The sequence below is a fragment of the Rhodoferax sp. genome, from assembly GCF_030646845.1.
Lineage (GTDB): Bacteria > Pseudomonadota > Gammaproteobacteria > Burkholderiales > Burkholderiaceae_C > Rhodoferax.
Genome location: NZ_JAUSLE010000007.1, coordinates 199,795 through 220,892 on the forward strand (window position 1 = coordinate 199,795; position 21,098 = coordinate 220,892).

General features: G+C 60.0%; 21 protein-coding genes. 6 read left to right on the top strand and 15 right to left on the bottom strand.

What is annotated here, in order from left to right:
- Window positions 1–112: 112 nt before the first annotated feature.
- The 9 genes from Q7T10_RS02755 to Q7T10_RS02795 form a co-directional block, all read right to left on the bottom strand.
- Window positions 113–814 carry a TetR/AcrR family transcriptional regulator gene (locus tag Q7T10_RS02755; RefSeq protein WP_304745638.1) on the bottom strand — a complete coding sequence of 234 codons (702 nt, stop codon included), beginning with the start codon at window positions 812–814 and terminating at the stop codon, window positions 113–115.
- Between the two features lie 131 nt (window positions 815–945).
- Window positions 946–1,905, bottom strand: a complete 960-nt coding sequence (locus Q7T10_RS02760) for a Gfo/Idh/MocA family oxidoreductase (protein WP_304745640.1) — start codon at window positions 1,903–1,905, stop codon at window positions 946–948.
- Complete coding sequence (locus Q7T10_RS02765; RefSeq protein WP_304745642.1) at window positions 1,906–2,760, bottom strand: class III extradiol dioxygenase subunit beta; 855 nt, start codon at window positions 2,758–2,760, stop codon at window positions 1,906–1,908.
- Window positions 2,761–2,762: 2 nt separating this feature from the next.
- Window positions 2,763–3,206: a protocatechuate 4,5-dioxygenase subunit alpha gene (gene ligA, locus Q7T10_RS02770; RefSeq protein ID WP_304745644.1), complete on the bottom strand. Its 444-nt coding sequence runs from the start codon at window positions 3,204–3,206 to the stop codon at window positions 2,763–2,765.
- Between the two features lie 2 nt (window positions 3,207–3,208).
- Window positions 3,209–4,114 (bottom strand): amidohydrolase family protein, encoded by a 906-nt coding sequence (locus Q7T10_RS02775; protein WP_304745646.1) that lies wholly within the window; start codon window positions 4,112–4,114, stop codon window positions 3,209–3,211.
- A 46-nt stretch (window positions 4,115–4,160) separates the two neighbouring features.
- The gene (locus tag Q7T10_RS02780; RefSeq protein WP_304745649.1) at window positions 4,161–5,147 is read right to left on the bottom strand and encodes a tripartite tricarboxylate transporter substrate binding protein; all 987 of its coding nucleotides are present in this window, start codon (window positions 5,145–5,147) and stop codon (window positions 4,161–4,163) included.
- An 85-nt stretch (window positions 5,148–5,232) separates the two neighbouring features.
- Window positions 5,233–5,916 (bottom strand): 4-carboxy-4-hydroxy-2-oxoadipate aldolase/oxaloacetate decarboxylase, encoded by a 684-nt coding sequence (gene ligK / locus Q7T10_RS02785; protein ID WP_304745755.1) that lies wholly within the window; start codon window positions 5,914–5,916, stop codon window positions 5,233–5,235.
- A gap of 8 nt (window positions 5,917–5,924) precedes the next feature.
- Complete coding sequence (locus tag Q7T10_RS02790; protein ID WP_304745651.1) at window positions 5,925–6,953, bottom strand: amidohydrolase family protein; 1,029 nt, start codon at window positions 6,951–6,953, stop codon at window positions 5,925–5,927.
- A gap of 46 nt (window positions 6,954–6,999) precedes the next feature.
- Window positions 7,000–7,710: a substrate-binding domain-containing protein gene (locus Q7T10_RS02795; RefSeq protein WP_304745653.1), complete on the bottom strand. Its 711-nt coding sequence runs from the start codon at window positions 7,708–7,710 to the stop codon at window positions 7,000–7,002.
- A 106-nt stretch (window positions 7,711–7,816) separates the two neighbouring features.
- On the opposite strand from Q7T10_RS02795, the gene Q7T10_RS02800 reads away from it, so the two are divergent.
- Window positions 7,817–8,728, top strand: coding sequence for a LysR substrate-binding domain-containing protein (locus Q7T10_RS02800; protein ID WP_304745655.1), 912 nt, complete (start codon window positions 7,817–7,819; stop codon window positions 8,726–8,728).
- Between the two features lie 15 nt (window positions 8,729–8,743).
- On the opposite strand, the gene parC is transcribed toward Q7T10_RS02800, so the two are convergent.
- From parC to Q7T10_RS02815, 3 genes are read right to left on the bottom strand one after another with little or no spacing between them, the layout of a single operon-like run.
- A complete protein-coding gene (gene parC / locus Q7T10_RS02805) occupies window positions 8,744–11,107 on the bottom strand; it encodes a DNA topoisomerase IV subunit A (RefSeq protein WP_304745656.1) in 2,364 nt (787 codons plus the stop codon).
- A gap of 5 nt (window positions 11,108–11,112) precedes the next feature.
- Complete coding sequence (locus Q7T10_RS02810) at window positions 11,113–11,976, bottom strand: lytic transglycosylase domain-containing protein (protein ID WP_370653714.1); 864 nt, start codon at window positions 11,974–11,976, stop codon at window positions 11,113–11,115.
- Complete coding sequence (locus tag Q7T10_RS02815) at window positions 11,976–13,946, bottom strand: DNA topoisomerase IV subunit B (RefSeq protein WP_304745658.1); 1,971 nt, start codon at window positions 13,944–13,946, stop codon at window positions 11,976–11,978. Before Q7T10_RS02815 ends, Q7T10_RS02810 begins: the two co-directional genes overlap by 1 nt.
- A 112-nt stretch (window positions 13,947–14,058) precedes the next feature.
- On the opposite strand from Q7T10_RS02815, the gene Q7T10_RS02820 reads away from it, so the two are divergent.
- The 5 genes from Q7T10_RS02820 to Q7T10_RS02840 all read left to right on the top strand — a co-directional run bounded on the left by Q7T10_RS02820 (window position 14,059) and on the right by Q7T10_RS02840 (window position 18,851).
- A complete protein-coding gene (locus Q7T10_RS02820; protein WP_304745660.1) occupies window positions 14,059–15,279 on the top strand; it encodes an MFS transporter in 1,221 nt (406 codons plus the stop codon).
- A 163-nt stretch (window positions 15,280–15,442) separates the two neighbouring features.
- Window positions 15,443–16,009, top strand: coding sequence for a bifunctional 2-polyprenyl-6-hydroxyphenol methylase/3-demethylubiquinol 3-O-methyltransferase UbiG (locus Q7T10_RS02825; protein ID WP_304745759.1), 567 nt, complete (start codon window positions 15,443–15,445; stop codon window positions 16,007–16,009).
- Window positions 16,010–16,045: 36 nt separating this feature from the next.
- The gene (gene dapA, locus Q7T10_RS02830) at window positions 16,046–16,939 is read left to right on the top strand and encodes a 4-hydroxy-tetrahydrodipicolinate synthase (RefSeq protein WP_304745662.1); all 894 of its coding nucleotides are present in this window, start codon (window positions 16,046–16,048) and stop codon (window positions 16,937–16,939) included.
- Window positions 16,940–16,982: 43 nt separating this feature from the next.
- Window positions 16,983–18,062, top strand: a complete 1,080-nt coding sequence (bamC, locus tag Q7T10_RS02835) for an outer membrane protein assembly factor BamC (protein ID WP_304745665.1) — start codon at window positions 16,983–16,985, stop codon at window positions 18,060–18,062.
- A 12-nt stretch (window positions 18,063–18,074) separates the two neighbouring features.
- The gene (locus tag Q7T10_RS02840) at window positions 18,075–18,851 is read left to right on the top strand and encodes an MBL fold metallo-hydrolase (RefSeq protein ID WP_304745667.1); all 777 of its coding nucleotides are present in this window, start codon (window positions 18,075–18,077) and stop codon (window positions 18,849–18,851) included.
- A gap of 76 nt (window positions 18,852–18,927) precedes the next feature.
- Here Q7T10_RS02840 and Q7T10_RS02845 read toward each other — a convergent pair whose 3' ends face one another.
- From Q7T10_RS02845 to Q7T10_RS02855, 3 genes are all read right to left on the bottom strand, one after another.
- Window positions 18,928–19,161, bottom strand: coding sequence for a hypothetical protein (locus Q7T10_RS02845; RefSeq protein ID WP_370653715.1), 234 nt, complete (start codon window positions 19,159–19,161; stop codon window positions 18,928–18,930).
- 259 nt (window positions 19,162–19,420) lie between these two features.
- Window positions 19,421–19,945 (bottom strand): hypothetical protein, encoded by a 525-nt coding sequence (locus tag Q7T10_RS02850; protein WP_304745672.1) that lies wholly within the window; start codon window positions 19,943–19,945, stop codon window positions 19,421–19,423.
- Window positions 19,935–21,080, bottom strand: a complete 1,146-nt coding sequence (locus Q7T10_RS02855) for a cupin domain-containing protein (protein WP_304745674.1) — start codon at window positions 21,078–21,080, stop codon at window positions 19,935–19,937. The genes Q7T10_RS02850 and Q7T10_RS02855 overlap by 11 nt, the downstream gene beginning before the upstream one ends.
- Between the last annotated feature and the right edge of the window lie 18 nt (window positions 21,081–21,098).

Consider the following 21,098-nt stretch of genomic DNA (forward strand, 5'->3'; position numbering starts at 1 on the left):
GCTCCTGAATTTGCTTCTGCCTAGTAATGTACTAACTAGTTAGTTTTCGTATAAAAGGGTTTACCCTTAAACGCGGAGATCAAATCGGCGCTAACTGTTATGCCAAAAGTTGTTACCGGCGCACGAAGCGCACCACCATCTCGGTGATGCTGTTGCGCCGTGACGCGACCGCCTGCGCGGAGCGGGCGTCTTCCTTGAAAATCAGGCCAAAGGTGTGCTGGTTCGAGACGTTGAAAAACGTCAAGGCCGATATCGAGGCGTGTATGTCGATGGGGTCCAGACCCAGGCGAAACACGCCCTGCGTCACGCCCCGGTCATACAGTTTGCGAATGGCCTGGATGGCAGGCACATTGAGTTCCTGGATGGTCTTGCTTTGCGCCAGATACATCCCGCGCTCCATGTTTTCTGTCATCACCAGCCGGATGTAGTCCGGGTTGTCGCTGTGGTGATCGAAGGTGAACTCCACCAGCCGACGCAGGGCCGCTTCTGGCTCCAGGTCTTCCAGGTGCTGTTCGGCCTCGATTCTGCGCATGCGACGGTAAGCCTCCTCCAGCACGGCCACATACAGTCCTTCCTTGCTACCGAAGTAGTAATAGATCATGCGCTTGCTGGTCTTGGTGGCAGCCGCAATGGCGTCGATGCGGGCGCCGCTCAGGCCCTTGGCTGCGAACTCTGCGGTCGCCACTTCGAGAATGCCGGCCATGGTGCGGGCCGGGTCGTTGGTGCGGGGTGGCGACAAGGCCTTGCCCGAAGATTTGACCGCAGGTTTGGCCGTTGTTTTGGCTGCACGCGAAGAATGTACTAACTGGTTCATTCCATGAGTATAGAGGGCTGCAACAGACCATGGGAGTGGCCATTGGGAGAGTTGACACGGGCACGGCCGCGTCAAACAGCACTGACACGCAGCGGGGGGCCCACTGCGCCCGGCGCAGTGCCAGGCGCGATTCAACCCGCGTTGAGTTGCTGCTCCAGATCGTGCAGCACTTGATAGCACGGCAGCACCTTGGCCACGCTGCTGTTGGGCTCGCGGCCTTCGCGGATGGCGGTGAAAAATTCGCGGTCCTGCAGTTCGATGCCGTTCATGGACACGTCGACCTGGCTGACATCGATTTTTTCTTCCTTGCCATTGAACAAATCGTCGTAACGGGCGATGTAGGTAGCGCTGTCGCCGATGTAGCGGAAGAAAGTACCCAAGGGGCCATCGTTGTTGAACGACAGCGAGAGCGTGCAGATGGCGCCGTTGGCGGTCTTGAGCTGGATGGACATGTCCATCGCGATGCCCAGCGTCGGGTGAATCGGACCCTGCACGGCGTTGGCCTTCACGATGGGGCTGCCGCACTGGTAGGCAAACAGGTCTACCGTGTGCGCCGCGTGGTGCCACAGCAGGTGGTCGGTCCACGAGCGCGCTTGCCCCAGCGCGTTCATGTTGCTGCGGCGGAAGAAATAGGTTTGCACATCCATCTGCTGGATGTTGAACTTGCCCGCCGCAATCTGCTTGTGCACGTACTGGTGACTCGGGTTGAAACGGCGGGTATGGCCGCACATCGCCACCAGGCCGGTCTCCTCCTGCATGGCTGCCACTTCCAGGGCACCATGAAGCGTGTCAGCCAAAGGGATTTCCACTTGCACGTGCTTGCCGGCTTTCATGCAGGCAATGCTTTGCTCAGCGTGCATTTGCGTGGGCGTGCACAGAATGACGGCATCCACCTCTTTCAGGGCCAGGCTGTCCGCCAGGTCGGTGCTGACGTGGCCAATGCCGTATCTGGCCGCAACTTCTTTCGTCTTCTCCAGGTCACGGCTGACCAGCGAGACCACTTCGACGCCGTCGATGTTCTTGATGCCGTCGAGGTGCTTGATACCGAAAGCACCGGCACCGGCGAGGGCGACTTTGATGGTTTTGCTCATTTAGTTGTTCTCCAGAATCAGATGGCCCACAGCGGTGTTGCTGGCGGGCACATGATAAAAACGGTGCGCAACCTTGGGTGGCGGGCCTCCGGCCACGTCGGCCATGGCGCCACGGGCGATCAGCCACATCACGAGTTCAATGCCTTCGGAGCCGGCTTCGCGCACGTAGTCGATGTGCGGAATGGCGGCGGCCGCTGCCGGGTCGGCAATCAGCTTGTCAAGGAAGGCATTGTCAAACTCCTTGTTGATCAAGCCGGCACGCGGGCCCTGCAGCTGGTGGCTCATGCCGCCCGTGCCCCATATTTGCACGTTGAGCGGCTTGTCAAAGCTCTCCACTGCCTTGCGGATGGCCTTGCCCAGGTTGAAGCAGCGTTGACCACTCGGAACCGGGTACTGCACCACATTGACCGCAAAAGGAATCACCGGGCAGGGCCAGGCCTGCGGCTGGCCGCACATCAGGGACAAGGGCACGGTCAGGCCGTGGTCCACATCCATTTTGTTGACGATCGTGAGGTCAAAATCCTGCTGGATCACCGACTGCGCAATGTGCGCGGCCAGCTCGGGATGACCCTGCACAACAGGCACCGGGCGCGGGCCCCAGCCTTCGTCAGCCGGGGTGAACGATTCAGCGCAGCCAATGGCAAACGTGGGGATCATCTCCAGGCTGAAGGCCGTGGCGTGGTCGTTGTAGACAAGAAAGATGACGTCGGGCGTGTTGTCCTTCAGCCATTGCTTTGAGAAGTCGTAACCCTTGAATACGGGCTGCCAGTAAGGCTCGTTGCTCTTTCCCAGATCAAGTGCTGCGCCAATGGCGGGCACGTGAGAGGTGTAAACGCTGGCGGTAATTTTGGCCATGATCAGATGCTCGCTAGTCTGGTGGGTTGACCCTGGGGTTGGCGGTTGGCTTGCGCGTCGCCGTCTTCGCCGACCACGCGGTTGCCCTCGACGGAGCGGCCACCCGCGATCATCATGTCGCGGTACTGCTCTTCGCTCATGCCGGTCATGCTGCCCGCCATCTGCTGGAAGCTTTTGCCATCGGTGGCGCCGATCTTGGCCAGAAAGTAGATGTTGCCGCCAGCAGCGATGCAACGGTTGAGGTCGCGCGCCAGCACGGCCAGCTTCTGCTCTTCGGTCATGGGCCACTCGTCCAGGTAGGCGCGTTCGTTCGCTTTGAAGCGCTCCCGGTTGGCCGCCTTCATGAGCGACATGCAGAACTGGTTGAGGTGGTAGCCCTTTCGGCTTTGTTCGGCATCAAAGATGGTGGTGCCGGGAACGTCGAGGTAGGGTTTATCGAGTGACATGATCAGCTCCAATACAAACGGGTCGGATTGTCCACCAGCAACTTTTGCTGCAGCGCAGGGCTGGTGGCGATGTGCGGAATGTAGTCCACCAGCAGGCCGTCATCGGGCATGTGGTTTTTGAGGTTGGGGTGTGGCCAGTCGGTGCCCCACAACACGCGGTCCGGGAAGGTTTCCACCAGCCGTCTGGCAAACGGCACCACATCGCGATAGGCGTTCTGCTCGCCGTTCAATGCCGGTGGGCCGATCACGCTCAGGCGCTCGGGGCAGCTGACCTTGCTCCAGATGTTGTCGTGCTCGCGCATCATTTTCACAAACAGCTCGAACTCGGGACCATCCACCGGTTTGGTGACATCGGGGCGGCCCATGTGGTCCACCACCACGGTGGTGGGCAAGGCGGTAAAGAAGTCATACAGCTCGGGCAGGTCCTGCGCCTCGAAATACACGACCACGTGCCAGCCCAGTGGCGCAATGCGGTTGGCAATCTCCAGCAGCACTTCACGCGGCGTGAAGTCGGCCAGGCGCCTGACGAAGTTGAAGCGCGTGCCGCGCACACCGGCTTCGTGCATTTCCCTGAGTTCGGCATCGGTCACGTTGCGGTTGACAGTGGCCACGCCGCGCGCCTTGTTGTTGGACGACTTCAGGGCATCGACCAGCGCGCGGTTGTCAGAGCCGTGGCAGGTGGCCTGCACGATGACGTTCTTGTCAAACCCCAGGTGGTCACGCAGGGCGAACAGCTGGTCCTTGGACGCATCGCACGGTGTGTACTTGCGCTCGGGCGCATAGGGAAACTGCGCACCCGGGCCAAACACGTGGCAGTGCGCGTCCACGCTACCTGCTGGCAGCTTGAAGCGGGGTTTGCTCGGGCCGGCGTACCAGTCGAGCCAGCCGGGCGTCTTCGTGAATTCCATGCTTTTCCTTGGTTCCTTGCTCTCAACAAAAATAGGATGCGAATGATCAATCCGGTTTGATATTGACTTCGCGCACCAGCTTCTCGTAGCGCTGGTGCTCGGACTGGATCAGGGCGCCGAACATCTCGGCGCTGCCCGGGAGGACTTCGCCGCCGACCTGTGTCATGCGATCACGCACATCCTTGGTCTGCAGGGCCTTCTGCACTTCGGCATGCAGCTTGGTCACGATCGCCTTGGGCGTGGCAGCCGGAGCCACCAGGCCGTACCAGACCGAAGCCTCGAAGCCCGGAAAGCCAGACTCGGCAATGGTCGGAACATCCGGAAAAATGGCCGAACGGTTGGTACTGAGCACGGCCAGCACTTTGAGCTTGCCGCTCTTCACATGGGGCTGTACTTCCAGCGCATTGACGGCCACGAGCGGCAGCTGGCCGCCGATCACGTCGGTGAGCGCCTGCGAACCACCGCGGTAGGGAATGTGCAGCAACGAGATGCCAGCCGCACGCTTGAAGAACTCCACCGCCATGTGCGGCGTGGAGCCGTTGCCCGGGCTGGCGAATGAAATACTGCCCGGCTTGGCCTTGGCTGCGGCGATCAGCTGCTGGATGCTGGCATAAGGGGCGCTGGCATTGGCGGCAATGACCACCGGCACGCGCCCAATAAGCGACACGGGTACCAGGTCGCGCTCGGCATCGAAGGGGGCGGGCTGGTACAGCGCCATATTCGCTGCCAATGCATTGGCCGCCAGCATCAGGGTGTGGCCATCGGGCTCGGCCGCGATGACGAACTTGACGGCGATGTTGGTGCCTGCACCCGGCTTGTTTTCCACCACAACCGGCTGGCCCATGCTGGCGGCCAGCGCCTGGCCCACAGTGCGGGCCACGGTGTCGACGGCGCCGCCGGCCGAGTAGCCCACGACGACTTTGACAGGCTTGCTCGGATACTGCGGGGCCTGGGCCCACAGCGGGCAAGCCAGACTTACGGCGGCAAGGCCGGCAAGCAGCCGGGATGAACGGGTAAGCGATGGGATATACATGGTGAACAGCTCCTCGTTGTTATATGGACTTCAGCGCGAGACCGGCGTGAATGCGCTATCACCTGATGGATTGCGGCAAGCAATGTCAGTCGATGTACTTGAGTCCCGCCTTCTCCAGGCCTTCACGCATCTTGTAGTAGTCCAGGCCCAGCACGCCTGAGGCAAATATGGCGCGTTTCGCCCCTTCGTTCGCCTCGCGTGCTTCTGCGGCATCGGCCACCTGCATGGCAATCGCGGCGGGCACCACGACGACGCCGTCGATGTCGGCAATCACCACATCGCCGGGGTTGACTGAAGCGCCAGCACACACCACGGGGATGTTGACCGAGCCCAGCGTGGCCTTGATCGTGCCTTTGGCATGAATGGCGCGGCTGAACACGGGGAAATTCATCTCGGTGAGGTCTTTCACGTCACGCACGCCGCCGTCGATGATCAAACCCATGGCGCCACGCGCCTGGAAGGATGTCGCCAGCAAGTCACCAAAGAATCCATCCTGGTTGTCCGTGGTACAGGCCGCCACCACCACGTCACCGGGCTGGATCTGCTCGGCCGCGACGTGCATCATCCAGTTGTCACCGGGCTGCAGCAGCACCGTGACCGCCGTGCCACACATGTGGGCAGCGGTGTAGATGGGGCGCATGTAAGGTTTCATGAGGCCCACGCGGCCCATGGCCTCGTGGATGGTGGCCACGCCGAAGCGTGAGAGTTTTTCGACGGCGGCCTTGTCGGCGCGGGTGATATTGCGTTTGACGATGCCCAGGTTGTTCATGCTCATGATTACTTTCCTTTCTTTGCCAGTGCGGCGTCCAGGCGCGGGAACACGCGACGCGCGTTGCCTTCATAAATCTGGAAACGGTCAGCGTCGCTCAGAATTTTTGACGCCTCGATGTAGCGTTTGGTGTCGTCGTAGTAGTTACCGGTCTCCGGGTCGATACCGCGCACGGCGCCGATCATCTCACTGGCAAACAACACGTTTTTCACGGGAATCACGGTGTTGAGCAAGTCGATACCGGGCTGGTGATACACGCAGGTGTCGAAGAAAATGTTATTCAGCAGATGGTCCTTGAGCAACGGTTTTTTAAGTTCCTGCGCCAGGCCGCGAAAACGGCCCCAGTGGTAGGGAACCGCGCCGCCGCCGTGCGGGATGATGAACTTGAGGGTCGGGAAGTCCTTGAACAGGTCCGATGTCAGGCACTGCATGAAGGCCGTGGTGTCGGCGTTCAGGTAGTGGGCGCCGGTGGTGTGGAAACAGGCGTTGCAGCTGGTTGAGACGTGAATCATCGCGGGGATGTCGTACTCCACCATCTTCTCGTAGATCGGGTACCAGTGCTGGTCACTCAGGGGCGGCGAGGTCCAGTGACCGCCGGAAGGATCGGGGTTGAGGTTGATACCCACGTTGCCGTATTCCTTGACGCACTTCTCAAGCTCGGGAATGCAGGTCTTCGGGTCCACGCCCGGGCTTTGCGGCAGCATGGCGGCCGGAATGAAGTTGTCCGGGAACAACTGGCTGACGCGATAGCAAAGCTCGTTGCAGATGGCAGCCCAGGTCGAACTGACGTTGAAGTCGCCAATGTGGTGCGCCATGAAGCTGGCGCGCGGGCTGAAGATGGTGAGATCGGAGCCGCGCTCTTTCATCAGGCGCAGCTGATTGCTCTCGATGGACTCGCGCAACTCGTCGTCGCTGATCTTGAGGTCAGCCACTTTGGGCATCAGGGCGGCGTCCTTGATGCCGGCGATCTGCTGGTTGCGCCAGTTCTCCAGTGCCTTGGGAGCCGTCGTGTAGTGGCCGTGGCAATCGATGATCATGGGGTTCTCCTGCTATTGGTGAAATGTGTACGAAGTGTCTGCACCTTCACGCCGGCTCCATACCCTGACGCCGCTTGGCATCGGCGACTTGCGCCGAGGCCATGAAATCGAGCAGCTCACGCGCGACTGGCGCCTGCGTCGAACCCGTGCAGATGCCGGCAGAAAAGGTGGTGGTGATCTGGATCTCCGGCGGCAAGGGCCCCACCACGGTAATGCCCGGGACGTGAATCAGTTCACTGAGTTGCTGAAAGCCCAATTCGACTTCACCCCGCGCGACCAGCGTGCCCACCGGTACACCCGGTGGCGCCTGGACAATGCGCTCGCGAATGCCGTCAGCGATGCCCCAGCGCTCGAACAGCCTGACCAGCGCCACGCCGCTGGGCCCGGTGGAATAACTGATGCTGCGGGCCGCCAGCACGGCTTGGCGCACTGCCTCTGCTGAACTGATATCGGGCTGCGGCGCGCCGGCGGGCACCGCCACCGCGACGCCGCAGTGGACCAGATCAACCTTGCTAGCCGCATCGATGTGACCCGCTGCAATCAGCTTGTCGATCGCATCGGATGCCAGGATCACCACATCAAAAGGCTCGCCGGCTTGTACCCGTTTGGCCGCATCCACGCCACCCACCGACTCCATGGCAATCCCGCAGTCCGAGCGCGGTGCATACGCCGTCACCAGCTCGGCCAGCAACTGGCGAGTGGCCATGGACGAGATACCCCGCAGGGTGGGTCGTGGCGAGGGAATAGCGGTTTGCATGAGCCGTATTCTGGCGGGGCCATTCTCCATTGATAAGCCGGCCACGCCACTAGCAGCTATCTCAAATTGGCATAATTAGCGCTCAGCTATTCACGAACCTGTCGACATGGACCTCAAACAACTGGAATACTTTGTGCGCGTCGCCGAGATGGGCAGCTTCACCCGGGCGGCCATTGCCCTGGACGTGGCGCAACCGGCGCTCAGTCGCCAGGTGCGCCTGCTGGAGGTGGAGCTGCGACAAAACCTGTTGACGCGCAACGGGCGCGGCGCCATACCGACAGAGGCCGGCAAACTGCTGCTCGCGCATGGCCGCGGCATTTTGCATCAGGTCGAGCGGGCCCGAGAGGAACTGGGCCGCGTGCGGGGTTCACTGGCCGGTCGCGTCGCAGTCGGTTTGCCGACCAGCCTGGCGCGGGTCCTGACCGTGCCATTGACAAGGGCCTTTCGCCAGCAGATGCCCGATGCCACCATTTCCATCAGCGAAGGCCTGTCGGTGGCCATGCAGGAGTCGCTGGTGAATGGGCGGCTGGACATCGCCTTGCTGTACAACGCCCAGCCCAGCAACGAGATAGAGATTGCACCCTTGCTGGAAGAAGACCTGCTGCTGGTGCAGGCCCGTCCGCCGGGCCTGCAGGAAGACCCGTCGCCCGGTCCGATTTCGCTCCAGGCGGTGTCACAACTGCCGCTGGTGATTCCCAGCCGGCCCAACGCCATCCGCATGCATGTCGAATCGGAAATGGCCAACATTGGCTGCCGGTTGAAGATTGCACTGGAAATCGACGGCGTCTCGGCCATCCTCGACCTGGTGGCGGACGGTGCGGGTTGCGCCGTGCTGTCGCGCAACGCCGTCGCCAATTCAGTCCGGCCGTCGGCGTTTTCGGTGCGAACCATTCATGAACCGGTGCTGCGCACCAAGGTGTCGCTGGCCACCAGTTCGCTGCGCCCGGCCACGCTGACCCAGCAGGCGACGCTGACGCTGATACTTCAGACAGTGGCAAACATCATCAAGCCCGACTGACCACAGTCAACCGGGCTACTCGACGCGCGTGATGGATGTCGGCTTGAAGCCCAAATCTGCCGCCTTGCCTTTGCGCCCGCGGGCCGCCCGGGCATTGTTGAGGCTGCGGATCTCCAGAGTTTCCTCGCGTGGTTTGCCGCCACGGCCGATGCCTTCTATCTTCACGCTGCGCGTGTAGGCGGCGGCACCCGCCAGGGTGTCCTTGGCGTCCAGGTCAATCAGCATCAGGCCCCGGCCACCGTTGGCCATGGTCTTGAGCTCACTGATCTCGAACGTCAAAATGCGGCCGCCCGTCGACGCGCAGGCCACATGCGTGGCAGGCGTCAACGGCACGGCAGCGGAGCTGCCGGCAATGGGAGAAGGTCGGCACAAGACCTCGCCTTCATTGCAGGAAACGAATGCCTTGCCGGCCTTGAGCCGGGACGTCATGTTATCGACCGTGGCGATAAAGCCGTAGCCGCCCGAGCTGCTGAGCAGCAACGTCGCGCTGGCCGGACCGGCAAAATAAGAGGACAACTGAGTACCGGCTTCGAGCTCCAGCAAGGTCGTGATCGGTTGGCCGTCACCCCGGGCGCCGGGCAGCAACGAGACCGCCACCGAATAAACCCGCCCGTTATTGCCAAACGCCAGCAACGTGTCCACCGTGCGGCACTCAAAGGCGCCGTAGAGTCCGTCGCCGGCCTTGAAGGCGAAGCTCGCCGCCTCGTGCCCGTGCCCTTTCTGGGCGCGCACCCAGCCTTTTTCACTGACCACCACCGTCACGGGCTCATCCACGACCTTGACTTCGAGAACAGCCTTCTTTTCGGCTTGAATCAGTGTGCGGCGCGGGTCGGCAAACGTTTTTGCATCCGCCTCGATTTCCTTCACCATCAGCCGGCGCAGCGCTGCCGGACTACCCAGAATTTCCTCGAGTCTCTTCTGCTCGTCGCGCAGTTCCTTCAACTCCTGCTCTATCTTGATGGCTTCGAGCCGGGCCAACTGACGCAGCCGGATCTCCAAAATATCTTCGGCCTGGCGCTCTGACAGCTTGAAGCGTGCCATGAGCGCCGCCTTGGGATCGTCGGACTGGCGAATGATGGCGATCACTTCGTCAATATTGAGCAGCACCAGCTGGCGCCCTTCAAGAATGTGAACGCGATCACGCACCTTGTTCAGACGATGCTGGGACCGGCGCTCAATCGTCGTCTGACGGAATTCAATCCATTCCGTCAGCATCTGTCGCAGGGACTTCTGGGTCGGGCGGCCGTCGAGGCCCACCATGGTGAGGTTGATGGGTGACGAGGTCTCCAGGCTGGTGTGGGCCAGCAAGGTGGTGATGAGTTCCTGCTGCTGAATTCGACTGGTCTTGGGTTCGCACACCAGACGCACGGCAGCATCCTTGCTCGATTCGTCACGCACCACGTCCAGCACCGACAGCACGGTGGCCTTGAGCTGGTTTTGCTCCAGCGACAGCGCCTTCTTGCCCGCCTTGATCTTGGGGTTGCTCAGCTCTTCAATTTCTTCCAGCACGCGCTGGGTGCTGACACCCGGCGGCAACTCGGTCACCACCAGTTGCCATTGACCGCGCGCCAGTTCCTCAATCTTCCAGCGCGCCCGCACCTTGAGGGAGCCACGCCCGCTGCGATAGATATCCGCAATATCGCCAGCGGTACTGATGATCTGGCCGCCCCCCGGGTAGTCGGGGCCGGGAATGATGGCAAACAACTCGTCGTCGACGAGCTTGGGCGACTTGATCAGCGCCACGCAGGCATCGGCCACTTCGCGCAAATTGTGGCTGGGGATCTCGGTCGCCAATCCCACAGCGATCCCGCTGGCGCCATTGAGCAAGGCAAACGGCAAGCGCGCCGGCAACTGCCGCGGCTCCTCAGTGGAGCCATCGTAGTTGGGCGTGAAATCGACCGTGCCCTCGTCAATTTCGTCCAGCAGCAGGCTGGTGATCTTGGCCAGCCGCGCCTCGGTGTAACGCATGGCGGCGGCGCCATCGCCGTCACGGCTGCCGAAGTTGCCCTGGCCGTCGATCAGCGGATAACGCAAGGAAAAGTCCTGCGCCATGCGCACCGCGGCGTCATACACCGACGAGTCCCCGTGCGGATGAAACCGGCCCAGCACATCGCCCACCACGCGGGCGCACTTGACCGGCTTGGCGCCGGTATTGCCGTTGGCCCCGCCATAACCGAGGCCCATGCGCGACATGGAATACAGAATGCGACGCTGCACCGGTTTCTGGCCATCGCACACGTCAGGCAAGGCCCGACCCTTGACCACGCTCAGTGCGTACTCAAGGTAAGCACGTTGTGCATAGGACGCCAGGCTGGGAGAGTCGTCCCCATCACCAGGGACAGGGTTTGAAGAAAAATCCAGTGTCGGTTGATCGCTCATGAAAACTAGTCTGTCTCGGTCTTGAGGTTGGGTTGAGGGCTCATTGATTGAACCGATGAAATCATGTTGCCGCGGTTGGCTGCCCCACCCTGCATTTCCATGCGCACACGCGATGGCGTGTTGCGTCTGGTCGCCCCCATGGCAGGTGGCTTCAGCAAGGTATAGAGCTGCATCACGGTCTTCACGTAGTTCTGCGTCTCTTTGTAGTTGGGGATCTTGTTGCCTGCGCGCTGGACCGCCCCTTCACCCGCGTTGTAGGCCGCCAAAGCCAGTTCGAGTTGGTCCGGGAAGAGATTGATCAGGTAGCGCAGATAGCGGGTGCCTGTGTTGATATTGATTCTCGGGTCGGAAAGCTTCTTTTCAACCGACGTCTTCTTGTCGGCTGCCACACCGTATCGCGCGGCAGTTGCAGGCATGATCTGCATCAGCCCGATGGCCCCCTTGGGTGACACGGCCATCGCATCAAAGCCGGACTCGGTCGCGATCAGCGCCTGAAGCAACTCGTAGTCAATATCGCTGCGGCTGGAAGCCTCACGCAAATGGTGTTTGACCTGCTTGTAGTTGGGAGAAATTTCAAAAAAAGAAATCAGCCGGGACGCCGCCGTCGGCGCCATCGCGGGGTAGAGGGTGTCGCCTGCACCCTTCACGCCCCGGCGGGTGTCGAAACTCTCGCCACCGCGAGAAAAAATTTCATAGCGCTCATCCACCCGTTCCGCCGCAAAGTGCGCCACACCCTTGTCATCCACGTAGCCCCAGATGTCGGCGTACACCGGTTGCTGCAAAAACGATAGCAAAAAACATATGAGCAGCACAAGCCGCATGCCAAAAAAGCTCGGAATACTGCGGACACGGGACTGTTGCGCACTCATCAGATGTCGATCTCGACCATATCCCCGTGCAACTCCATCAACTCACGGCGCGCGGCGGCCTCACCTTTGCCCATCAGTTTGGTGATCAAGGACTCAGTCTGCAAGAAATCCATGCTGCCCAGCTGCACCGGCAGCAAGCGGCGGGTATCAGGGTTTAGGGTGGTTTCCCACAGCTGTTCCGCATTCATCTCGCCCAAGCCCTTGAAACGGCTAATGCTCCAGGCGGTCTCACGAACGCCCTCCTTCCGCAGCTTGTCAAGAATCGCTGTCAGCTCGCCCTCATCCAGCGCGTAGGCTTTGGACGCCGGCTTCTTGCCCCGCGCCGGCGCGTCCACGCGAAACAGGGGCGGACGCGCCACAAATATGTGACCCGTCTCAATAAGCTTGGGGAAATGCCGGAAAAACAGGGTCAGCAGCAGGACCTGTATGTGCGAACCATCCACATCAGCGTCTGAAAGAATGCAGACCTTGCCGTAGCGCAGGCCACTCAGGTCGGGCGTGTCGTTGGGGCCATGCGGATCCACACCGATCGCCACCGCAATGTCGTGGATTTCTGTGTTGGCAAACAGACGATCACGCTCGACCTCCCACGTGTTGAGCACTTTGCCACGCAACGGCAGGACGGCCTGGCTTTCCTTATCGCGCCCCATCTTGGCGCTGCCGCCGGCTGAGTCCCCCTCCACCAGAAACACTTCGTTATGCGCCAGATCGCGGCTTTCGCAATCCGTGAGTTTGCCCGGCAGCACGGCCACGCCGGACCCTTTTCGCTTCTCGACTTTCTGGCCTGCTTTCTGACGTGTTTGCGCCGCCTTGATGGCCAGTTCAGCGAGTTTCCTGCCATATTCAACGTGCTGGTTCAGCCACAACTCCAGGGTCGGGCGCACAAAACTGGACACCAGACGAACGGCATCACGGGAGTTCAGACGCTCCTTGATTTGTCCTTGAAACTGTGGATCAAGCACTTTGGTTGACAAGACATAACTGGCACGGGCAAAGACGTCCTCCGGCAAAAGTTTGACACCTTTGGGCAGCAGGGAGTGAAGCTCGACAAAGCTCTTGACGGCGGTGAACAGGCCGTCGCGCAAGCCACTTTCATGCGTGCCACCGGCGCTGGTGGGAATCAGGTTGACATAGCTTTCGCGCACGGGCTGACCGTCTTCCGTGAAGGCGACACACCAGGCCGCCCCTTCGCCTTCCGCAAAGCTGTCGTGCTGCGCATCGGCAAAACCCTCGCCCTCGAACACGGGGATCACCAGCTCGCCATTGAGTGTTTGCAGCAGGTAATCGCGCAACCCCCCTTTGTAGGTCCAGGTTTGCGTCTCCTTGGTCTTTTCGTTGAAGAGCGTCACCGTGACGCCGGGCATCAACACGGCTTTGCTTCGCAGCAGGTGGACAAGCTGAGCCATCGGCAGGGCCAAGGCTTCAAAGTATTTGGCGTCGGGCCAGACCCGCACGGTGGTGCCTGATTTGCGGTCACCCTCCCCCTGCTTTCGCACCTGCAACGGTTCGACGACGTCGCCACCGGCAAAAACCAGGCGCGCCACCATGCCCTCCCGGTAGGTTGTGGCCTCCAGCCGGGTGGCCAGCGCGTTGGTCACGCTCACACCGACTCCATGCAGCCCGCCGGAAAAACTGTAGGCGCCGCCCTTGCCTTTGTCAAACTTGCCACCGGCATGCAGCCGCGTGAAAACAAGCTCGATCACTGGCGCATTTTCTTCCGGGTGCAGGCCAAACGGAATACCGCGGCCATCGTCTTCGATGCTGATTGAACCGTCGCCATGAAGGGCAACCTTGATCTTCTTGCCGTGCCCCGCCAAGGCCTCGTCTGCCGCGTTGTCCAGTACCTCCTGGATAACGTGCAGAGGATTGTCGGTCCGCGTATACATACCTGGACGTTGCTTGACCGGCTCCAGCCCTTTGAGGACACGGATGGAACCCTCTGAGTATTCGTTTGTTGGTTTAACTGCCATAGGAATTCATTGTAGTCTGCAGTTAATTATTTACTGTATAAAATCACAGCTCCACCGAAATACCTGTCATACGCTGCAAGCGCCGTAGATACAGATTGGCTACATTTGTGGAATGTCAATACCCACCAAATCACTTTCCATGACGCAGGTTCTCCTGTGCGGCGCGGCCATCGTGACGCTTTCCATGGGCATACGACATGGTTTTGGCCTATGGCTGCTGCCGGTGACGCAAAGTCAGGGCTGGAGCCGGGAAGCGTTTGCATTTGCGATCGCGATCCAGAATCTGGCGTGGGGCGTTTTTGGGATTTTTGCCGGCATGGCAGCTGACCGGTTTGGCGCGTTCAGGGTCATTGTGGGTGGGGCAGTCTTGTATGCACTCGGATTGTTGGGCATGGCCAATGCCACCACGCCCCTGCTGTTTTCGGCCACGGCCGGGGTGCTGATTGGCATGGCGCAGGCAGGCACCACCTATGCCGTCATTTACGGCGTAATCGGCCGCAACGTCTCGGCTGACAAGCGCTCCGGGGCCATGGGTATTGCGGCGGCGGCCGGTTCCTTTGGCCAGTTTCTGATGGTTCCCACTGAGGGTTTTCTGATCAGCAGCTTCGGCTGGAAAGAAGCGCTGATGATTCTGGGCCTTGCTTCGTTGATGATGGTGCCGTTAGCTTGGGGCTTGCGTGAACCCGGGTTTGCCGGCGGATCGGCCATCCGGCGCGAGCAGACCATCCTTCAGGCGTTGACTGAAGCCTTCAAGTACCCGAGCTTCCAACTGCTGATGGCCGGTTATTTCGTTTGCGGCTTCCAGGTCGTCTTCATCGGTGTCCACATGCCAAGCTACCTGAAAGACAAAGGCCTGTCACCCCAGGTGGCGAGCTACGCTCTGGCGCTGATCGGCCTGTTCAATGTGTTTGGAACTTACGCGGCCGGCGTGCTGGGGCAAAGACTGTCGAAGAAGAACATCCTTGCTTTTATCTACCTGGCGCGATCTTGCGCGATCACCCTGTTCTTGCTGACCCCATTGTCACCTCTGAGCGTCTATGTCTTTTCCGCTGTCATGGGCTTGCTGTGGCTCTCTACCGTGCCGGTGACCAATGCTGCCGTGGCACAAATCTTCGGTGTGGCGCATCTCTCCATGCTGAGCGGCTTTGTTTTTTTCAGCCACCAGATCGGCTCTTTCCTGGGAGTATGGCTGGGCGGCTACCTGTATGACCGCACCGGAAGCTATGACGTGGTCTGGTACATTGCCATCGGTTTGGGCGTGTTGGCGGCCCTGGTGAATTTGCCCGTCAAAGAAGCGTCGATCATCCGCAGCACTGCGGCGCAAGCGGTGTGAAATCATGAGACTTGGCCAAAAACTTCTGCTGTATGCCGGTGCCGTTTGCGCGCTTCTGGCTGTGTTTGCGCTCTACACCCGTCCCGATTTTTTGCTCACCCTCGCGAATCAGGTCTGGTCCTGTTTCTGAGAAAAGGACAGCTTTCTGGATAAATCACTCACGATCGATGCGCATGGTTTGGGCCCGATTTCTGATTGGGTCAGACGCTGGTCTCACCTCGTCCCGACCGGCGGCTCGGTACTTGACATCGCTTGCGGTCATGGTCGCCACATGAAGTGGTTTGCCACTAGAGGACACGCGGTAACTGGTGTTGATCGCTCAGTCGAGGCGATTCATGCGGTGGCCGGTGTTGGCGAGGCGGTACTCACAGACATCGAGAACAATCCCTGGCCCTTGATGAACGGCGAGCGAATTCGGCAATTCTCAGCGGTCGTCGTCACCAACTATCTGTGGCGACCGCTTTTTCCGGTGATCGTCCAAAGCGTCGCGCCTGGTGGAGTTCTCATTTATGAAACTTTTTCCCAGGGCAATGAGACTGTCGGGAAACCGTCCAATCCCGAATTTCTTTTGCGCCCTGCCGAATTGCTGCAAAGCCTCGCAACCATGCGCATCATTGGCTTTGAGGAAGGATTTCTTGAAGATCCCCCTCGCTTCGTGCAACGGATCGTCACCGCACGACCTGATTTGGACGGTTCAGCAGATGAGCCACCGGCACGTTACCCGCTCTAGTTAGAATGCTCGTTTACTGTTAAACACCACTCGGACATGACATCCTCAACCAGCCAAATCACGGGCAGCATCGTGGCGCTTGTCACACCCATGCACGAAGATGGCAGCGTGGACTACCCCACCCTGCGCAAACTGATCGACTGGCACATCACCGAGGGCACCGACTGCATTGGCGTCGTGGGCACCACCGGTGAGTCGCCGACCGTGAATGTCGAAGAGCATTGCGAAATCATCCGCGTGTCTGTGGAACAGGCCAAAGGACGCGTTCCCATCATGGCCGGCTGCGGCGCCAACTCCACGGCGGAGGCGATCGAACTGACAAAGTTTGCCAAAAAGGTCGGAGCAGATTGCCAGTTGCAGGTGGTGCCCTACTACAACAAGCCGACGCAGGAAGGGCAGTACCTGCACTTCAAAGCCATTGCACAGGCGGTTGATCTTCCCATGGTCCTGTACAACGTGCCCGGCCGGTCCGTAGCCGATATGGCGCATGACACCGTGCTGCGTCTGGCTCAAGTGCCCGGCATCGTCGGCATCAAGGAAGCGACGGGAAATATCGAGCGGGCGCAGTGGCTGATCCGGGAAGCGCCGAAAGGGTTTGCCATCTATTCGGGGGATGATCCAACTGCAGTCGCCCTCATGCTGTGCGGCGGCCAGGGCAATGTGAGCGTGACGGCCAATCTGGCGCCACGACTCATGCACGAGTTGTGTGTTGCGGCGATGGCTGGCGATACAAAACGGGCCATGGAAATTCAGTTCAAGCTGTTGCCTTTGCACAAGAACCTTTTTGTGGAGGCCAACCCCATCCCCTTGAAGTGGGCCATGGCGAGGATGAAACTGTGTGGTGGCACCATGCGCCTGCCCATGACGCCTCTGACCCAAGCCAACGAAGCCGTCGTTGAAAGCGCATTGCGTGCAACCGGCCTGGTCTGATCGATCTGATCGGACCTCACCTATTATCCTGAGGGACACTTTTGTGAATCATTTTTCCAGACTTGCGCTGCTGAGCCTTTCACTGACACTGGCCGCCTGCTCGGCTCTCCAGAGCGACAAAATCGACTACAAGAGCGCTGGCAAGGGCCCGTCGCTTGACGTGCCCCCTGACCTGACCCAACTGTCTCGCGAGACCCGCTACGCAGTTCCTGGCGCCGCCGTGACCGCGTCCAGTTTCCAACTTGGTCAAGCCAGTACATCCGTACCCACCGCAGTCACTTCAGTGGGCGATGTCCGTATTGAACGCGCCGGTACACAGCGATGGCTCGTGATCAATCGCCCTGCCGACAAACTGTGGGAACCGGTGCGCGACTTCTGGCAGGAGAATGGCTTCCTGCTGTCCATGGAACAGCCCAATCTGGGCATTATGGAAACTGACTGGGCCGAGAATCGGGCCAAGATACCGGAAGACTTCATTCGCAACACACTCGGTAAAGTGCTCGACTCACTGTATTCGACCGGCGAGCGTGACAAGTTTCGTACGCGACTTGAACGCAACGCAACGGGTGGGACTGAAATCTTCATCAGTCATCGGGGCATGCTTGAGGTGTACAGCAGCACGCAAAAAGATTCAACCGTCTGGCAGCCGCGCGCCGCCGACCCCGAGCTCGAAGCGGAGTTCTTGCGCCGGCTGATGGTGAAACTGGGTGTGTCACAGGAGCAGTCGAAGGCAGTGCTGGCTGCTGGGACTGCCAAGAGCAGTTCGCGTGCCGCCACGATCAACGGTCAGCCGGTGGTGCAGATTGACGAAGGGTTCGACCGCGCCTGGCGGCGTGTCGGCTTGTCGCTGGACCGGACCGGCTTCACAGTTGAGGATCGGGACCGCAGCCAGGGCATCTATTTTGTCCGCTACGTCGAACCTGTTGCGGACAAGGCAGAACCGGGCTTCCTCGGGAAGCTCTTTGGCCCCTCGAAGAAAGATCCGGCTCCGTTGAAGTACCGAATCGCGGTTGCCAGCCAGGGCGAGGCAACAACAGTGTCTGTACTCAATGCCAACGGTGCGCCCGAAACGTCAGCGAATGCGCAGCGCATTGTGAAAGTGATCGCCGACGACCTCAAGTAACCCGATCGCCGGATGCTGCGCTTCAAGAGTCTGGGCAGCGGTAGTTCGGGTAATGCAACTGTGGTCGAAGCCCACGGCAAAAATGGGGTTACACGGCTATTGGTCGACTGTGGGCTGAGACTCAAACAGCTTGACGAGCGTCTGGCGCTGGCCGGACTGTCCGCCGAGCTGATCGATGCGCTTTTTGTCACGCATGAGCATGGCGACCACATTGGATGTGCCCGGCAGTTCGCGTTGCGCGAGCGAAAACCGGTATGGATGAGCCACGGAACCTATGCAGCAATCGGTGCGCCCGACCTTGACGGTCTCCTGATGCGCGCCATCCATGGCGCATCCATCCAGATTCAGGACCTGCAGGTCGCCCCCTTCGCAGTTCCCCACGATGCGCAGGAGCCGCTGCAACTGGTCTGTTCACACGGCCCGAAGCGGCTGGGCATTCTGACCGACCTGGGACATGCAACGCCACAGGTGCTTGAGCAACTTGCAGGATGCCACGCCTTGATATTGGAATGCAACCATGACACGGACTTGCTGGCGTCTTCAGGTTATCCCGGATTTCTAAAGAAACGGGTAGGCGGAGAGTTCGGTCATCTTTCCAACCAGCAGGCAGCGCAGATTGCCAAGACCATTTGCCATGCCGGGCTTACCCATGTCGTTGCAGCGCATTTGAGCGAACGGAACAACCGTCCGGAACTTGCGACACAAGCACTTGCGGTGGCGATGGACCGCGACGTATCCGGCATCATCGCAGCCCATCCGGTCTCCGGTACCGGATGGTTGCAGTTATAGACCCACGCGGGCATAAAAAAGCCACCTGACGGTGGCTTTTTTATCAACAAAGTTGAGGAAGCAAAAGCTTACTTCTTCACTGCGGCAGCAGCGTCAGCGGCCTTCTTGGCAGCATCGGCAGCGGCTGTGCCAGCGACATCAGCAGCGCCTTTGGCGGCATCAGCAGCACCTTTGGCCGCGTCAACAGCAGAACCAACAGCAGCGGAAGCGGCACCGGCGGCAGCGGCGGCAGCGTCAGTAGCAGCAACGGCAGCAGAAGCAGCGCCAGTGGCAGCAGCAGCAGCAGCGCCAGCATCTTTAGCAGCTTCAACAGCTGGGGGGGCTACAGGCGCGGGAGCTTCTTCTTTTTTGCCACAAGCAGCCAGAGCGGCGGCAGCGATAACGGCGGCCAAAACGAGCGATTTATTCATTTGAAAATACCTAGTGAGTTAACGAAACAATTTCCGGAAATTGTCAGTGCAGTCAGACTGCAAGGACCAAGCAAAATGACTCGAGCTCTTTTTGCTTAGCCACGCATTCTATGGCAAAAATAACTTCTTGTCCAAAAAAGTCAAATTGATAACAATCAATCAGAGACCCAATGTGGACGACGGAAATCCAGGCACACTGTCGCGGATTCTTTCGTCCAGAGCTTCCCTGAGTTGGACCGAGCGCTCCCGGTCATGACCACAAACTCCCAGACTGTGCTGTGAATCCAGGCGATGCATGAACCAGGACCGGCTCCAGATAACGCTGGGGAAATCCGCTGCAGACGCCACACGACAAAGCCTGCAGTCGATGATGTGCCCCCAGGTTTTCCGCCACGACACGAAGCGGGCTTGGTTTCGCATTACCTCGTCATACCGAGTCGCCAGCATGATCAGGTGCCGACCGGATTTTGACCAGGCGTGCAATGATTCGACCACCGAGCGCTCATGCAAAGGCCAATCCGCAAAGGTGGCATCACTGAGGATGATCTCGCGCCACCCTTCGCGAGCCGCGCACGCCAACGCCTCGCGCACTAGCCGCCCGAATGCCTCACGACCAGCAAATCGGCCATCGGGCAACGCTTTAGGTGAATCGTTCGCCAATGCATCGGGGTTTTCAGAGTCCATGCAGCCACCCCGCTTCGCACCAGGCCTGCAACAAAGACCGGGCGCCGGTACTGGTGCGCCCCAAGTCCTGTCGGCTGAGGCAACGTTGGTCCGACAAACGCCGCATCATCGTGGCGTCGCGCCCGGACGCCGTGAAGCTCTCCCCGTTGATGAAAATATGCCGGGCATCGAACATCATTTTTGTACGCCGATCAAGGCGAACTTGCCCGTCCATTTGCCCCTGCGACGGCGTTGCACCAGGCTCAGCCGCTTCAAACCAGACGTTGGCTTTGGGCTCGGTCAGATATTCACCCAGGGCCCGCGCCAGCGCGTCCGGATCCTTGAGCGCTGCTTGCAGGGCATCACGCGCAAACTCCATCATCTGCGCCGGGATTTCGCCGGGCTGCCCGGTCGCCGCCTGGTGTGGGTCGCGATATGCGGCGACCCCGACAAGATCTTCAGCATCCTCTGCGAGGCGTTGCAGCAGTTCGCGCGCCAGTTCACCCCGATTAGGCTGCCTGAAACCAACCGAATACGTCATGCATTCACCCATGGCGATGCCGTCATGGGCGTAACGTGGCGGCAGGTACAACATGTCGCCCGGTTCCAGCACAAATTCCTGCTCTGGCACAAAGTTCGCAAGTATCTTCAACGGAACGTCGGGCTGCAATGTCAGGTCCTTTTGACGCCCGATCCGCCAGCGCCTGCGACCCTGTGCCTGCAGCAAGAAAACGTCATAGCTGTCAAAGTGCGGCCCGACGCCGCCGCCGTCGGTGGCATAGCTGATCATCAAGTCATCCAGCCGGGCATCCGGCACAAAGCGAAATTTATTCATCAGTTCGTGGACGGCGTCATGGTGCAGATCCACCCCCTGCAGCAGAACCGTCCAGCCCGGGCGTTTGAGGGCCGGAAATGCACGCCGTTCAAACGGTCCGTGTCTGAATCGCCAGCCTGGCGTCTGTGCCGGCTCCTGAATGACCATGCGCGCCTGAACGTCATCACGGGACGCCAGTTCAAACAGCTCGCCGCGGTCCAACAGTGGTTCGAAGTTGGCAATGGCCTGGCGCACCAGCAGAGGCTTTTTTTGCCAATGCCGCTTCATGAATAATTGCGGGCTCAACCCGCCCAACAATTGCAAAGGCTTCACGACATCCATACGAATCTCCAGTCACTT

Coding starts and splice junctions, on each gene's coding strand:
- Q7T10_RS02760 (WP_304745640.1), bottom strand. CDS start 1,905: ATGAGCAAAACCATCAAAGTCGCCCTCGCCGGTGCCGGTGCTTTCGGT.
- Q7T10_RS02840 (WP_304745667.1), top strand. CDS start 18,075: ATGCTGCGCTTCAAGAGTCTGGGCAGCGGTAGTTCGGGTAATGCAACT.
- Q7T10_RS02780 (WP_304745649.1), bottom strand. CDS start 5,147: ATGTATATCCCATCGCTTACCCGTTCATCCCGGCTGCTTGCCGGCCTT.
- Q7T10_RS02775 (WP_304745646.1), bottom strand. CDS start 4,114: ATGGAATTCACGAAGACGCCCGGCTGGCTCGACTGGTACGCCGGCCCG.
- Q7T10_RS02820 (WP_304745660.1), top strand. CDS start 14,059: ATGTCAATACCCACCAAATCACTTTCCATGACGCAGGTTCTCCTGTGC.
- ligA (WP_304745644.1), bottom strand. CDS start 3,206: ATGTCACTCGATAAACCCTACCTCGACGTTCCCGGCACCACCATCTTT.
- Q7T10_RS02810 (WP_370653714.1), bottom strand. CDS start 11,976: ATGAGTGCGCAACAGTCCCGTGTCCGCAGTATTCCGAGCTTTTTTGGC.
- Q7T10_RS02755 (WP_304745638.1), bottom strand. CDS start 814: ATGAACCAGTTAGTACATTCTTCGCGTGCAGCCAAAACAACGGCCAAA.
- ligK (WP_304745755.1), bottom strand. CDS start 5,916: ATGAACAACCTGGGCATCGTCAAACGCAATATCACCCGCGCCGACAAG.
- Q7T10_RS02800 (WP_304745655.1), top strand. CDS start 7,817: ATGGACCTCAAACAACTGGAATACTTTGTGCGCGTCGCCGAGATGGGC.
- Q7T10_RS02815 (WP_304745658.1), bottom strand. CDS start 13,946: ATGGCAGTTAAACCAACAAACGAATACTCAGAGGGTTCCATCCGTGTC.
- parC (WP_304745656.1), bottom strand. CDS start 11,107: ATGAGCGATCAACCGACACTGGATTTTTCTTCAAACCCTGTCCCTGGT.
- Q7T10_RS02850 (WP_304745672.1), bottom strand. CDS start 19,945: ATGGACTCTGAAAACCCCGATGCATTGGCGAACGATTCACCTAAAGCG.
- Q7T10_RS02765 (WP_304745642.1), bottom strand. CDS start 2,760: ATGGCCAAAATTACCGCCAGCGTTTACACCTCTCACGTGCCCGCCATT.
- Q7T10_RS02795 (WP_304745653.1), bottom strand. CDS start 7,710: ATGCAAACCGCTATTCCCTCGCCACGACCCACCCTGCGGGGTATCTCG.
- Q7T10_RS02790 (WP_304745651.1), bottom strand. CDS start 6,953: ATGATCATCGATTGCCACGGCCACTACACGACGGCTCCCAAGGCACTG.
- dapA (WP_304745662.1), top strand. CDS start 16,046: ATGACATCCTCAACCAGCCAAATCACGGGCAGCATCGTGGCGCTTGTC.
- Q7T10_RS02855 (WP_304745674.1), bottom strand. CDS start 21,080: ATGGATGTCGTGAAGCCTTTGCAATTGTTGGGCGGGTTGAGCCCGCAA.